At 65.4% G+C, this 13,339-nt stretch carries 10 protein-coding genes and 2 pseudogenes; 11 read left to right on the forward strand and 1 reads right to left on the reverse strand.

The annotated features are described in order from the left end of the window. Positions 1–23: 23 nt before the first annotated feature. From LRS09_RS17595 to purU, 5 genes and pseudogenes are all read left to right on the forward strand, one after another. Positions 24–1,013: an ABC transporter permease gene (locus LRS09_RS17595; RefSeq protein WP_257810230.1), complete on the forward strand. Its 990-nt coding sequence runs from the start codon at positions 24–26 to the stop codon at positions 1,011–1,013. An 8-nt stretch (positions 1,014–1,021) separates the two neighbouring features. Then, a complete protein-coding gene (locus LRS09_RS17600) occupies positions 1,022–1,951 on the forward strand; it encodes an ABC transporter permease (RefSeq protein WP_257808150.1) in 930 nt (309 codons plus the stop codon). Between the two features lie 3 nt (positions 1,952–1,954). Continuing rightward, positions 1,955–2,782 (forward strand): ABC transporter ATP-binding protein, encoded by an 828-nt coding sequence (locus LRS09_RS17605; protein ID WP_257808157.1) that lies wholly within the window; start codon positions 1,955–1,957, stop codon positions 2,780–2,782. Further along, a pseudogene (locus tag LRS09_RS17610) lies at positions 2,782–3,565 on the forward strand (ABC transporter ATP-binding protein). Before LRS09_RS17605 ends, LRS09_RS17610 begins: the two are co-directional and overlap by 1 nt. Positions 3,566–3,735: 170 nt before the next feature. Then, entirely contained in the window at positions 3,736–4,620 is an 885-nt protein-coding gene (purU, locus tag LRS09_RS17615) for a formyltetrahydrofolate deformylase (RefSeq protein WP_257808159.1), read from the forward strand. A gap of 24 nt (positions 4,621–4,644) precedes the next feature. Here purU and LRS09_RS17620 read toward each other — a convergent pair whose 3' ends face one another. After that, positions 4,645–5,445 carry an IclR family transcriptional regulator C-terminal domain-containing protein gene (locus LRS09_RS17620; RefSeq protein ID WP_257808160.1) on the reverse strand — a complete coding sequence of 267 codons (801 nt, stop codon included), beginning with the start codon at positions 5,443–5,445 and terminating at the stop codon, positions 4,645–4,647. A 402-nt stretch (positions 5,446–5,847) separates the two neighbouring features. Between LRS09_RS17620 and LRS09_RS17625 the strand changes: the two genes are divergently transcribed. From LRS09_RS17625 to LRS09_RS17650, 6 genes and pseudogenes are all read left to right on the forward strand, one after another. Next, on the forward strand, positions 5,848–6,819 hold the full coding sequence (locus LRS09_RS17625) for an ABC transporter permease (RefSeq protein ID WP_374684853.1): 972 nt from the start codon (positions 5,848–5,850) through the stop codon (positions 6,817–6,819). 13 nt (positions 6,820–6,832) lie between these two features. Continuing rightward, positions 6,833–7,720, forward strand: coding sequence for an ABC transporter permease (locus LRS09_RS17630; protein WP_257808161.1), 888 nt, complete (start codon positions 6,833–6,835; stop codon positions 7,718–7,720). A gap of 35 nt (positions 7,721–7,755) precedes the next feature. Then, on the forward strand, positions 7,756–9,384 hold the full coding sequence (locus tag LRS09_RS17635; RefSeq protein WP_257808163.1) for a peptide ABC transporter substrate-binding protein: 1,629 nt from the start codon (positions 7,756–7,758) through the stop codon (positions 9,382–9,384). A 191-nt stretch (positions 9,385–9,575) separates the two neighbouring features. Next, positions 9,576–11,388 (forward strand): annotated as a pseudogene (locus LRS09_RS17640) (ABC transporter ATP-binding protein). Positions 11,389–11,404: 16 nt separating this feature from the next. Next, positions 11,405–12,019: a dimethylsulfoniopropionate lyase gene (locus LRS09_RS17645; protein ID WP_257808165.1), complete on the forward strand. Its 615-nt coding sequence runs from the start codon at positions 11,405–11,407 to the stop codon at positions 12,017–12,019. A gap of 64 nt (positions 12,020–12,083) precedes the next feature. Beyond that, complete coding sequence (locus LRS09_RS17650; protein WP_257808167.1) at positions 12,084–13,334, forward strand: sarcosine oxidase subunit beta family protein; 1,251 nt, start codon at positions 12,084–12,086, stop codon at positions 13,332–13,334. Positions 13,335–13,339 lie beyond the last annotated feature (5 nt).

Genomic DNA, 13,339 nt, shown 5'->3' on the forward strand with positions numbered 1-13,339 from the left:
TGGCGGCCCAGGTGCGCGGTGCGATGTCCAACCTGCTGGGTGTTCTCGTCACCCTGTTCGGACTGGTGCTGCTCACCTTCCTGATCGGCCGGACCATGCCGATCGACCCGGTGGTCGCGATCGTCGGCGACAAGGCGCCGGCCGAGGTCGTGGAGAAGCTGCGGCTGGAGCTGGGGCTCGACGAGCCGCTGATCGTCCAGTTCTGGATCTACCTGAAGAACCTGCTCCAGGGCGATCTCGGCAGGTCGGTGATGACGGGCCAGCCGGTGACCGTGGACATCGTGCAGTTCTTCCCCTCGACCATCGAACTGGCAACGGCCGCGATGGTGATCGCGCTTCTGGTCGGCGTGCCGCTCGGCATCATGGCGGCGGCGCGCCAGGACTCCATTTTCGACAACATCGTCCGCGTGATTAGCCTCCTCGGCCAGTCGCTGCCGGTCTTCGTGCTGGCGTTGATCTGCCTCCTCGTCTTCTACGTGAAGCTCGGAATAGCACCCGGCACAGGCCAGCAGGACGTGATCTTCCAGGGTATGGTGCCGTTCCGGACCGGGATGATCGTGCTCGACTCCGCGCTCGACGGGCAGTGGGACGCGTTCTGGGACGCGCTCGCCCACCTCGCCATGCCGGCACTGCTGCTCGCCTACATCACCATGTCGATCATCACCCGCATGACGCGCGCCTTCATGCTCGACGCGCTGTCCGGCGAATATATCACTACCGCCCGGGCCAAGGGCCTGTCGGAGGGGCGCATCCTGTGGCGGCACGGGCTGGGCAACATCGCCGGCCGCTTGGTGACGGTCATCGCGGTGATCTATGCCGGACTTCTTGAAGGGGCTGTCCTGACCGAGACCGTGTTCTCGCGGCCGGGGCTGGGGCTCTATCTGACGCGGTCGCTGCTCAATGCCGACATGAACGCCGTGCTTGGCGCGACGCTGGTGATCGGCGTCATCTATGTCTGCCTGAACCTGCTGGCCGATCTCGCCCAGCGCCTGCTCGATCCCCGCGTCGATTGAGGCCCGGCATGGTCAACGCTCTTCCCGCCGCGCCCCGAGAGAAGCTTCCTCTGCGCTCCTGGCTGCTGAGTGACACGCCGGATTCACGACGGCAGGCGGCCTGGGGCAGGGCATACCGACGCTGGCTGCATTTTCGCCGCAACACGTTGGCGATGACTGGGCTGGTCACGGTCGTCCTGCTCATACTCGCCGCTCTTGCCGCTCCGCTGCTTGCCACGCATGACCCCGCGGTGATCGACCTCGCCAACCGCCTACAGCGTCCGTCCGCGCAGAACTGGCTGGGCACGGACGAGCTCGGGCGCGACCTCTACAGCCGCGTGCTCTACGGCGCGCGGGTGACGCTGGGCATGGTGGTCGCCGTCGTCGTGCTGGTCGCGCCGGTCGGTCTCGCCATCGGCACGATCGCCGGCTATGCGGGCGGGCTGACCGACCGCATCCTGATGCGTATCACCGACATCTTCCTGGCCTTTCCGCGGCTGGTGCTGGCGCTCGCCTTCGTCGCAGCGCTGCGTCCTGGCGTCACCAGCGCGGTGATTGCGATCGCGCTGACCGCTTGGCCACCCTTCGCACGCCTGGCACGCTCCGAGACGCTGACGATCCGCCGCTCCGACTACATCAGCGCCGTCAAGCTGACCGGCGCATCCTCCGGTCGCATCGTCCTGCGCCACATCGTGCCCTTGTGCGTGCCCTCGATGGTGGTTCGCATGGCCCTCGACATCAGCGGCATCATCATGACCGCCGCCGGCCTCGGCTTCCTCGGCATGGGCGCGCAGCCGCCGATGCCGGAATGGGGCACGATGATCGCCACGACCAGCGGCTTCATCCTCGACCAGTGGTGGGTGCCAACTATTCCCGGCCTCGCCATCCTGGTCGCCTCGCTGGCGTTCAACCTCCTGGGCGACGGCCTGCGCGACGTTCTCGACCCGAAGCAGGAATAGACCATGCTCCTGGAGATGCAGAACCTTCGCGTCAGCTTTCCCGCCCCGCAGGGCATGGTCGAGGCGGTGCGTGGCGTGTCGCTGACCATCGGCCAGGAGAAGCTGGGCATCGTCGGCGAGAGCGGCTCGGGCAAGTCGCTGACCGCGCGCTCGATCCTGAAGCTGCTGCCGAAGCAGGCGAGGCTCTCCGCCGACCGTCTCGCCTTCGACGGCATCGACGTGCTCGGTGCCAATGAGGCGGCGATGCGGCGCATTCGGGGGAAGCGGGCAGGGTTCATCATGCAGGACCCGAAATATTCGCTGAATCCGGTCATGACGGCGGGAAGCCAGATCGCCGAGGCGTGGCGGGCGCATCGCGGCGGCAGCGGGAAGGCGGCACTCGAAGCCGCGGTCGATCTGCTGGCCCAAGTCCAGATACGCGACCCGAAGCGCGTGGCAGGCTCCTACCCGCACGAACTGTCCGGCGGAATGGGCCAGCGCGTGATGATCGCGATGATGCTCGCGCCCGATCCCGAACTGCTGATCGCGGACGAGCCGACCTCGGCGCTGGACGCGTCGGTACAGGCCGAGATCATGCGGCTGATCGAGGATCTTGTGTCGCGCCGCGGCATGGGGCTCGTGCTGATCAGCCACGACCTGCCTCTCGTCTCGCATTTCTGCGACAGGGTGCTGGTCATGTATTCGGGCCGCATCGTCGAGGAATTGCGCGCTTCGGAGTTGAAGCAGGCCCGGCATCCCTACACGCGCGGCCTCCTCGAATGCCTGCCATCCCTCACGCATCCGAGCGCGAGGCTGAGGGTAATGAAAAGGGACCCGTCATGGCTGGCCTGATGATCGAGGCCGAAGGCCTTACAGTCCGCTTCGCCCACATCGAGGCGGTCAAGGCCGTGTCGTTCGGCGTCGAGAAAGGGGCCTGCTTCGGCCTTGTCGGCGAAAGCGGTTCGGGCAAGTCGACGGTCCTGCGGGCGCTGGCCGGCCTCAATGCGGCCTGGACCGGACGCCTGCGCGTCGCCGGCAAGGATCTGGCGCCGCATGCGGTCGAAGGATTTCTTCCGCCGGGTCCAGATGGTGTTCCAGGATCCCTACGGCTCGCTTCACCCGCGCCAGACGATAGACCGCATCCTCAGCGAGCCGCTGCTCGTGCATGGGTTCCAGGACATCGATCTTCGCGTCAGGCGCGGCCTCGACGAAGTGTCGCTGCCGGCGTCGATCCGCTTCCGCTATCCGCATCAGCTGTCGGGCGGCCAGCGCCAGCGTGTCGCCATCGCGCGCGCCCTGATCTCGGAACCGGAGGTGCTGCTGCTCGACGAGCCGACCTCCGCGCTCGACGTCTCGGTCCAGGCGGAGGTTCTCAACCTGATCGGCGACCTGCGCCAGGCGCGGGGGCTCACCTACTTCATGGTCGGCCACAACCTTGCCGTCGTCACCCACCTGTGCCAGCGCATCGCCGTCATGCAGCATGGCGAAATCGTCGAGACCGTGACCGCCGAGGATCTGCGAACCGGCAAGGTCTCGCATCCGCACACGGCCAATCTCCGTCAGCTCTCCCTCGAGCTTACCGAAGCGGACGCCGTTCCGGCTCCTGGGCGCGATGCCGTCCGCCTGTCGTGGTGAGTTTTGCCGCGCGGGCAGGCCGGATGTGGATTGGCACGCCGCGCCTTTGCTGACATGAGATGTGCCGCTTCGAACCGGGATGGGATGATCGCCGCACCGGCTTTCGATTTGAGACATGGCGTGTCGCGTCGAAGCTCGCCGGCCGCCTGTTTTGCTGACAAGAGAGCATCATGAAGACCTACACACTCACCGTCACCTGCCAGTCCCGTCGCGGCATCGTCGCCGCCATCGCAGGGTTTCTCGCCGAGAACGGTTGCAACATCACCGACAGCTCGCAGTTCGACGATCGGGAGACCGGCCGCTTCTTCATGCGCGTCAGCTTCGTCAGCGAGGAAGGCCGCGACATCGATGAATTGCGCGCGGGCTTCGCATCCGCAGCGGCTGCCTTCGACATGGTTCACGCGTTCCACGACGAGGGCGAGAAGACGAAGGTCGTCATCATGGTCTCGCGCTTCGGCCACTGCCTGAACGACCTGTTGTATCGCTGGCGGATCGGGGCGCTGCCGATCGACATCGTCGCGGTGATCTCCAACCACATGGACTACCAGAAGGTCGTGGTGAACCACGACATTCCGTTCCACTGCATCAAGGTCACCAAGGACAACAAGGCCCGCGCCGAGGCCGACCAGATGCGCATCGTCGAGGAGAGCGGCGCCGAGCTGATCGTGCTGGCGCGCTATATGCAGGTGCTCTCGGACGACATGTGCCGGAAGATGTCTGGGCGGATCATCAACATCCACCATTCCTTCCTGCCCTCCTTCAAGGGCGCGAACCCCTACAAGCAGGCCTTCGCGCGCGGCGTGAAGCTGATCGGGGCGACGTCGCATTACGTCACCGCCGATCTCGACGAGGGTCCGATCATCGACCAGGACATCATCCGGGTCACGCATGCGCAGAGCGTCGACGACTATGTCAGCCTCGGGCGCGACGTGGAAAGCCAGGTGCTCGCCAGGGCGATCCATGCCCACATCCATCGCCGCGTCTTCCTGAACGGCGACAAGACCGTGGTCTTCCCCGCCTCGCCGGGCTCCTACGCCTCCGAGCGGATGGGCTGAGCGGCCAGGCGGGAGCGTTGGCCGTCAGGGGCGGCCGAGCGCCGCTCTGGCGGCGATCGCCTCCGCCGCCCTTTGCAGCTTCGGTACGTATTGCCGCTCGATCTGTTCGAGCGACACGGCGTTGCGTGCGGTGACGATGTTGATGCAGCACCGCAGCGCGCCATTGACGATGATCGGCACGCCCGCGCCCGCCTCGCTGTCGAAGAACTCGCCGGACTGTAATCCATAGCCGCGGCGCCGTGTCTCGGAGATGATCGCCGCCAGCCGCTCGGGATGCGCGAGCAGGTCGCGCGACTCCTGCGGATGGGGATTGTCGAACCGCAGGATACGCTCGCGCATGTCGTCGGGGCAGAAGGCAAGCCATGCCCGCCCGGTCGCCGAAATGCTGAACGGAAGCTGTGAGCCCGCGCCGCCGGCCCGGACGACGGAAAACTGGGCCTGCCGGGTGTTGGTGTCGGCGATGACGAGGCGGTCATTGTCGCAGACGACGATGTCTGACGGCCAGCCGAGGTCGAGTCGCAGGTCGGCGATCACGGGACGCGCAATGGTGACGATTTCGTCGACCGCGTTGTAGCCCTGGCTGAGCGCCAATGCATGCAGGCCGACCGCGAACACCTTCCCGGCGGGATCGTAGCTGGCATACCCAGCCGAGCACAGCGTCTCGAGCATCCGCAACGTGGTGGCCTTTGGCAGCTTCGCGCGCTTGTGGACGGCGGTCAGGCCCGCCGGCCCGATGTCGTTCAGCGCTTCCAGCACCTGGAGGACCTTCAGCGAGGCGGACACCGCCTTGTAGACCGGCTTGCGCGCAGTTCCGTCCCCCACCATTCCACCCCCCTACCATCGCTTTTGTCCGCCGCCGGCGGGACGCCGCACTCACCCGAATTGGCGCCGTTGATGATGCCGCTTCTTAGCCCGCGCCAAGCCTTCGATTCACATACTTGAACAACTGGCAGGTGTCATCAGCCCAATTGGTTCATTAGATGAACCCACACTTCTTTTTTCTTCGAAACGGGGCTTTGGCGGCATTTTCGCAATGGACAAGGCGCAAAACCGGTGGAAGACTGATCTCAGGCATGATGTGGAGACCATAGATCGTGTCGCTAGATAAATATAAGGTTCATCTAATGAACCAATCCAATGGGGCATGATGCTGATGAGATCCGATGCGATCCGCATGCGGCGGCATGCGGCATTTTTCGAAGCAGCAGTCGGTCCTCGGAAAGGAGCATGACAGTGCGCGGTGACCTGCTCGGTTACATCCTGCGGCGGATCTTGCACTCGATCCCCCTCGTGATCGGCGTCTCCATCATCAGCTTCGGCATCATGCACATGGCCCCTGGCGGGCCGCTGGCGGTCTATACGCTGAACGCCACCATCACGGCGGCCGACATCGAGCGCCTGCGGGTCGCACTCGGGCTCGATCAGCCGCTCTACGTGCAGTATCTCGGCTGGGCCAAATCCATGCTTTCGGGCTCCTGGGGATACACCCTGTTCGGCGGCCGCCCCGTGCTGGAGGTCATCGTCGAGCGGCTGCCTGCGACGTTCCTGCTGATGGGCACGTCGCTCGCGCTCGCGATGATCATCGGCACCCTGCTCGGCGTGCTCGGTGCCGTCCGGCGCTATTCGGTCTTCGACTATCTGGCCACGACGGGAGCGATGCTGGCCTTGTCCTTCCCGACCTTCTGGTTCGGGCTGATGGCGATCTACATCTTCGCCATCGAACTGCGCTGGCTGCCGTCCGGCGGCATGTATTCGCTCGGGGAGGAGGGCAATGTGCTCGATCTCCTGCGGCACCTCGTCCTCCCCCTGATGGTGCTGACCCTCGTGCTCGTTGCCACATGGAGCCGCTATGCGAGATCGAGCTTCCTGGAGGTCATCCAGCAGGACTACATCCGCACAGCAAAATCGAAGGGCCTGAGCGGCGGACGCGTGCTCGCGCGGCACGCCTTTCCGAACGCGGTTATCCCGCTGATCGCCCTTCTCGGCGTCCAGTTGCCGACGCTCTTTTCGGGCGCGCTGGTCGCGGAGACCATCTTCGGTTGGCCGGGGATGGGACGGCTGTTCGTCGATGCGCTCAACATGAAGGAATACTCGATCCTGATGGGCATGGTCATTTTCACGGCCCTGCTCGTCATCGTCGGAAACCTGCTCGCCGACATCTTCATCGCGCTGATCGATCCGCGCGTGAAACTGGCGTGACGGGGAGGGCGGCATGACCGACATCGCGATCGCGCCCCGCCAGAAGAGCCGCTCTTACGGCCGGATGATCCTGCGGCGGTTCGTCAGCCACCGCATGGCCGTCGCCGGCGCGGTGGTTGTTTTCCTGCTCTGCTTCTCGGCGGCCTTCGCGCAATTCCTCGCGCCGCACGATCCGCTGCAGATCGAGACCGCGCGGCGCTTCATTCCGCCATTCGCATCGTGGGAGTTTCCGCTCGGCACCGACGATCTCGGGCGCGACACGCTGAGCCGGCTGCTCTATGGCGGACAGGTCTCGCTAATCGTCGGCATCGTGGCGATGCTGACGACGATGGTGACCGGCACACTCGTCGGGCTCGCCGCCGGATACTATGGCGGCGTCGTCGACAACCTGCTGATGCGGCTCGTCGACACGCTGCTGTGCTTTCCGCAGGTGTTCCTGCTTCTGGTCATCGCGGCCTTCGTGCCGCCAACCATCCTGTCGATTTCGCTGATCATCGGTCTGACCTCGTGGATGGAGGTCTCCCGGATCGTGAGGGCGCAGGTCTCCACCATCAAGGAGATGGATTTCGTCCAGGCCTCGCGCGGCTTCGGCGCCTCGAACTGGCGCATCATGATCGTCGAACTGCTGCCCAACATCGTCGCGCCGGTCCTGGTCGCCGCCACCCTCAAGGTCGCGACGGCGGTGCTGATGGAATCCTACATCAGCTTTCTCGGCTACGGCGTCCAGCCGCCCCTGGCGAGCTGGGGCAACATGCTCACCAACGCCCAGGGCTACTTCGACACCGTGCCGTTCCTGGCGATCCTGCCGGGCGTCCTGATCACCCTCACCGTGATGAGTTTCAACTTTCTCGGTGACGGCCTGCGAGACGCCTTCGACGCCCGTCTGAAGATAGACCCGTAAGTTCAACATCGGTCCAAAAAAGAGGGAGAACAAGAATGTCGACTAAACTCACAGTGAATCGCCGCACGCTGATCAAGGGAGCCGCCGCCACCGGCCTCATCCTGCCGGTCGGCGGGCTCTACAGACCTGCAATCGCCCAGTCCAACCCCGACCGCGTCATCTTCGCGACGACGCAGGAGCCGGTGCAGTTCAACCCGCTCCTCTACGCCAACGGCGGCACCGACACGATCGTCGAGGCGCTGGTGTTCGACGCCCTGTGGGACGTCGACGACACGGGCGCTTTCGTCCCCAACCTCGCCGCCCGCCTGCCGACTCGCGAGAACGGCGACATCTCGCCCGACGGCAAGACCTGGAAGATCAATCTCAAGCAGGGCGTCACCTGGAGCGACGGCCAACCCTTCACGGCCAAGGACGTAGAGTTCACCTATCAGTCGATCGTCAATCCAAAGGTGGCGGCGCGCATGCGCAGCGGCTTCGACCTGATCGATACGTTGAAGATCGTAGACGACCACACGGTCGAGATCGTGCTGAAGAAATCCTACGTTCCGTTCTACTGGGCCTGGCAGGCGATGCACATCGTGCCGCATCATCTGCTGTCTAGTGAGGCCGACATGAACACGTCGGGCTTCAACGCGCAGCCGATCGGCACCGGCGCGTATCTTCTCAAGTCTCGCACGGCCGGTAGCCATATGGTCTACGAGGCCAACCCGAACTACCATCGCGGCGCGCCCAAGATTAAGCAGTTCATCCACAAGTTCGTGCCCGACCAGTTGGTCGCCTATGGCCAGATGAAGACCGGCGAGATCGATTATTTCGGCCTGGTCGGCATTCCCTACGATCGCTGGGAAGAAGCCAAGACGTTGCAGGACCGCACCTTCCTGCTCAACCCGCAGCCCTATGTGCAGTTCATCTACTTCAACACCGAGAAGCCGCAGTTCGTCGATCCGAAGGTCCGCAAGGCGCTCTACATCGCCTGCGAGATGCAGAAGTCGATCGACGACATCAATTTTGGCTCGACACCGCGCACGCTCTCCTACCTGCATCCTTCGCACTGGGCGTACAACGGCGCGCTGAAGGACGAGACGGCGAACCCGCAGCTTGCGGCGAAGATGCTGGACGAGGCCGGCTGGCGGATAGGCTCCGACGGCATTCGCGAGAAGGACGGCGTGAAGATGAAGTTCACGTGCTCCACCACGGCCGGCGTTCCCTCCCGCCAGGCGAGCCAGCAGCTGTTCCAGCAGAACTGGAAGCAGATCGGCGTGGACATGGAGATCAAGAACATGCCGGGCTCGGTCGTCTGGGGCGAATACACGACCCAGTCGCAGTTCGACACGCTGCTGGTGGCCTGGGAGCCGACGGTCGGCATGGACCCAGACTACTCCGCCCGCTGCCACTCCAAGGCGATCGGCAGCGGCGCGAACTACACGCTCTACAAGAACCCCAAGGTCGACGAGCTCCTCGATCTCGGTGTGACGCAGGAGAACGTCGAGGAGCGCAAGGCCACCTACGCCAAGGTGCAGGAGATCCTGCTCGAGGAGGTGCCCTTCGCGCCGCAGTTCGGCGTGGTCCAGGGCAACATGACGGTGAAGGCGCTGCAGGGCGTCAAGGTCAACCAGTATGTCACCGACGCCGCCTGGAACGTCCACGAATGGTCGCGGGCCTGAAGTTGAAACTGCCGGCGTCCTGGAGCGGGGCGCCGGCGTTCCGACCGGGACCGGCCATCGATTGAATGTCGCCGCCGAGGACGTCGTGCGGTTCGGGATTGCGAGATTTGCTGACGATGTATGCCGGGACAGACCTAGCCTTTGACCCGGCAGCCGGTCGACATTTCGTCCCCGCGGGAAAAAGGGAAGTCATGGATCAGCCGATCCTATCCGTCGAAGAACTCTCCGTTTCCTTTCGCACCGACGACGGGTGGCGCACTGTCGTGCGGGACGTTTCGTTCGACGTGGCCGCGAAGGAGACCGTCGCGCTGGTCGGGGAGTCGGGGTCGGGCAAGAGCGTCACCGCGCTGTCGGTGATGGGGCTGACACCGCCCGGCTCGAGCCGCGTCAAGGGCAGCATCAGGCTGAACGGGACCGAACTGCTGACGCTGCCCGAGCGGGCGCTGCGGCGGGTCCGCGGCAACGACGTCGCCATGATCTTCCAGGAGCCGATGACCAGCCTCAATCCGGTCCACACCATCGGCGCCCAGGTCGCGGAAGCGCTGGTCTCCCACCGCCGGCTTTCGGGAAGCGAGGCACAGGCCGAGGCGCTGCGTCTGCTCGAACGGGTGCGCATCCCCGCAGCGAGGTCCCGCTTCGGCGAATATCCGCATCAGTTCTCCGGCGGCATGCGCCAGCGGGTGATGATCGCCATGGCGCTCGCCTGCCGGCCGAAGATGCTCATCGCGGACGAGCCAACCACGGCGCTGGACGTGACGATCCAGGCCCAGATCCTGGCGCTCCTGAAGGAGCTTCAGGACGAGGAGGGGATGTCCGTCCTGTTCATCACGCATGACATGGGGGTCGTCGCCGAAATCGCGGACCGCACGGTCGTCATGTACGACGGCCGGATGGTCGAGGCGAACGCCACCGAGGCGATCTTCCGCAGCGCGGCCCATCCCTATACGCGCGCGCTCCTGTCGGCGGTGCCCAAGCTCGGCTCCATGACCGGTTTCTCGCGGCCGTTGCGCTTTCCCGTCGTCGACCGCGCGACGGGTCTCTCCGACCAGCCCGCCGAGACGCCGGACACCGTCAGCCACAGCGAACAACCTCTCCTCGACGTATCCGGCCTTACCACCCGCTTCGAGATCCGTTCGGGCATCCTGGGCAAGGTCCGTGGCCGGGTGCACGCCGTCGAGAACGTCTCGTTCCGGCTGAACGCCGGCGAGACACTGGCGCTGGTGGGCGAGTCCGGCTGCGGCAAGTCGACGACCGGCCGATCCGTCCTTCGCCTGACCGAACCGACGTCCGGATCGGTCCGGCTGCAGGGCAGGGAGATATTGCAGCTCCAGCCGTCGGAACTGCGCGAGCAGCGCCGGCACATGCAGATGGTCTTCCAGGATCCCTTCGCCAGCCTGAACCCGCGCATGACGGTCGGCGCGTCGATCGCGCAGCCGCTGGCGATCAACGGCCTGGCCGGCCGCGGCGAGGCGGGCGACCGCGTCCGGCACCTGTTGAAGCAGGTCGGGCTCGAGCCGGACATGGGGGGGCCGCTTCCCGCACGAGTTTTCCGGCGGCCAGCGCCAGCGGATCTGCATCGCGCGCGCACTCGCCGTCACGCCCCGGCTCATCGTCGCCGATGAGGCGGTTTCCGCGCTCGACGTCTCGGTCAAGGCGCAGGTCATCAACCTGATGCTGGAACTGCAGGCGCAGATGGGGCTCGCCTATCTGTTCATCTCGCACGACATGGCGGTGGTGGAGCGGGTCAGCCACCGCGTGGCGGTGATGTATCTCGGCGAGATCGTCGAGATCGGCCCGCGCGCCGCGATCTTCGGCAACCCGCAGCATCCCTACACGAAGCGCCTGCTTGAAGCCGTCCCTGTGCCGGATCCGGCGCGTCGCCTGATCAAGCGCGTCGTCGCCAATGACGAGATCCGCAGCCCGATCCGACCGGCCGACTACGTGCCGCCGGTGCGCCGCTACCGCGAAGTGTCCCCGGGCCACTCGGTGATGATCGAGGCGTGAAGAAGGAATTCCAGACATGGCCATCCAACCGAGACCGCAGCCCCTGCAGGCATTTCTCGACGCCGTGAAACGCGGCTTCGACGAGGCGTCTCCCCGCGAGGAGACGAAGGCGTGTCTGGAGCGGGTGTTCGACAGGCTGCGGCATCCGGTCGAGTCGTCGGCGCCCGCGCCCGCGCGCGTTCCCGCGACCGCCTTTCTCGAAGGCGCGATCGGACCGGCACGCGAGGCCGGAGGCGCGGTGGCGGAACTGGCGGACAGGTTGCGGCAACTCGATCCGTTCCTGTTCTGGCGCGCCCGCGGCGGCTCCGAGGCCGAGGCGGACCTGTCGGGACCCGACGCGATAGCGAACGCGATGGTCGTCGGCCCGAACGGCGTCGAGGACCGGAAGGACGTCTGGGTCGGCCTGTCGCTGGTCCCGCCAGGCGTGCGCTATCCTGACCACCGCCATTCGCCGGAGGAGATCTATCTGTTCCTCACCGACGGCCGCTTCCGCCATGGCGAAAGCGGATGGTTCACGCCCGGCATCGGCGGCTCGCTGTACAACGAACCGAACATCCTCCATTCGATGGAGGCGCCGCCCGAGGGGCCGCTGCTCGCCGTCTGGTGCCTGTTCGATGCGAGGCAGCAATGAACGCCGCGAGCACAGATCGCCATATGCATCCTGTCCGGCACGACACGACTGCGAAAGCAGCGTAATGCGTTACTCCGCCCTCTCGATCTTCCTCAACGGCCTGCGCCGGAACACGGGCTGGACGTCCGCCTGGCGCTTTCCGGAGCCCAAGCCGCATTACGACATCATCATCGTCGGGGGCGGCGGGCATGGCCTCGCCACCGCGCATTACCTCGCCAAGGAACACGGCATCACCAATGTCGCGGTGCTGGAGAAGGGATATATCGGCTCCGGCAATGTCGGCCGCAACACGACCATCATCCGCTCGAACTACCTGCTGCCGGGCAACAACCCGTTCTACGAGCTGTCGCTCAAGCTGTGGGAAGGGCTGGAGCGGGACCTGAACTACAATGCGATGGTGTCGCAACGCGGCGTCATCAACCTCTGCCACAACGACAGCCAGTACGCGGCCTATTTGCGCCGCGGCAATGCGATGCGCATGCACGGCGTCGATGCCGAACTGCTCGACAAGAACCAGGTCAGGGCGATGCTTCCCTACCTGGATTTCGACAACGGCCGCTTCCCGGTGCAGGGCGGACTGCTGCAGCCGCGCGGCGGGACGGTGCGTCACGATGCCGTCGCCTGGGGCTACGCGCGAGCGGCCGATGCGCGCGGCGTCGACATCATCCAGAACTGCGAGGTGACCGGCATCCGTCGCGAAAACGGCCGCGTCGTCGGCGTCGAGACGACGAAGGGCTTCATCGGCTGCAACAAGCTCGCGCTGGCGGCGGCGGGCAACTCCTCACGCGTGGCCGCGATGGCCGACCTCAAGCTGCCGGTCGAGAGCCATGTGCTTCAGGCCTTTGTGTCGGAGGGGCTGAAGCCGTTCATCGATACGGTCGTGATCTTCGGCGCGGGACACTTCTACGTCTCGCAGTCGGACAAGGGCGGCCTCGTCTTCGGCGGCGATATCGACGGCTACAATTCCTACGCACAGCGCGGCAACTTGGCGACCGTCGAGCATGTCGCCGAGGCCGGCGTCGCGCTGATTCCGGCCCTGTCGCGGGTTCGGGTGCTTCGCTCCTGGGGCGGCATCATGGACATGTCGATGGACGGGTCGCCGATCATCGACCGCACGCCGATCGACAATCTCTACCTCAACGCCGGCTGGTGCTACGGCGGCTTCAAGGCGACGCCCGCCTCCGGCTTCTGCTTCGCGCATCTGCTGGCGCGCGGCGAGCCCCATCCCACCGCAGCCCAGATGCGCCTCGACCGGTTCGAGCGCGGCTATGCGATCGACGAACGCGGCCTCGGCGCCCAGCCCAACCTGCATTAGAGCAT

The sequence above is a fragment of the Mesorhizobium sp. J428 genome, assembly GCF_024699925.1.
In the GTDB taxonomy this organism is placed as follows: domain Bacteria; phylum Pseudomonadota; class Alphaproteobacteria; order Rhizobiales; family Rhizobiaceae; genus Mesorhizobium_A.

What these genes read in the sequence shown, in the direction of transcription:
- purU (WP_257808159.1), top strand. Translation starts at nt 3,736, where the DNA reads ATGAAGACCTACACACTCACCGTCACCTGCCAGTCCCGTCGCGGCATC.
- LRS09_RS17645 (WP_257808165.1), top strand. Translation starts at nt 11,405, where the DNA reads ATGGCCATCCAACCGAGACCGCAGCCCCTGCAGGCATTTCTCGACGCC.
- LRS09_RS17650 (WP_257808167.1), top strand. Translation starts at nt 12,084, where the DNA reads ATGCGTTACTCCGCCCTCTCGATCTTCCTCAACGGCCTGCGCCGGAAC.
- LRS09_RS17595 (WP_257810230.1), top strand. Translation starts at nt 24, where the DNA reads ATGTCCAACCTGCTGGGTGTTCTCGTCACCCTGTTCGGACTGGTGCTG.
- LRS09_RS17630 (WP_257808161.1), top strand. Translation starts at nt 6,833, where the DNA reads ATGACCGACATCGCGATCGCGCCCCGCCAGAAGAGCCGCTCTTACGGC.
- LRS09_RS17605 (WP_257808157.1), top strand. Translation starts at nt 1,955, where the DNA reads ATGCTCCTGGAGATGCAGAACCTTCGCGTCAGCTTTCCCGCCCCGCAG.
- LRS09_RS17635 (WP_257808163.1), top strand. Translation starts at nt 7,756, where the DNA reads ATGTCGACTAAACTCACAGTGAATCGCCGCACGCTGATCAAGGGAGCC.
- LRS09_RS17625 (WP_374684853.1), top strand. Translation starts at nt 5,848, where the DNA reads ATGACAGTGCGCGGTGACCTGCTCGGTTACATCCTGCGGCGGATCTTG.
- LRS09_RS17620 (WP_257808160.1), bottom strand. Translation starts at nt 5,445, where the DNA reads ATGGTGGGGGACGGAACTGCGCGCAAGCCGGTCTACAAGGCGGTGTCC.
- LRS09_RS17600 (WP_257808150.1), top strand. Translation starts at nt 1,022, where the DNA reads ATGGTCAACGCTCTTCCCGCCGCGCCCCGAGAGAAGCTTCCTCTGCGC.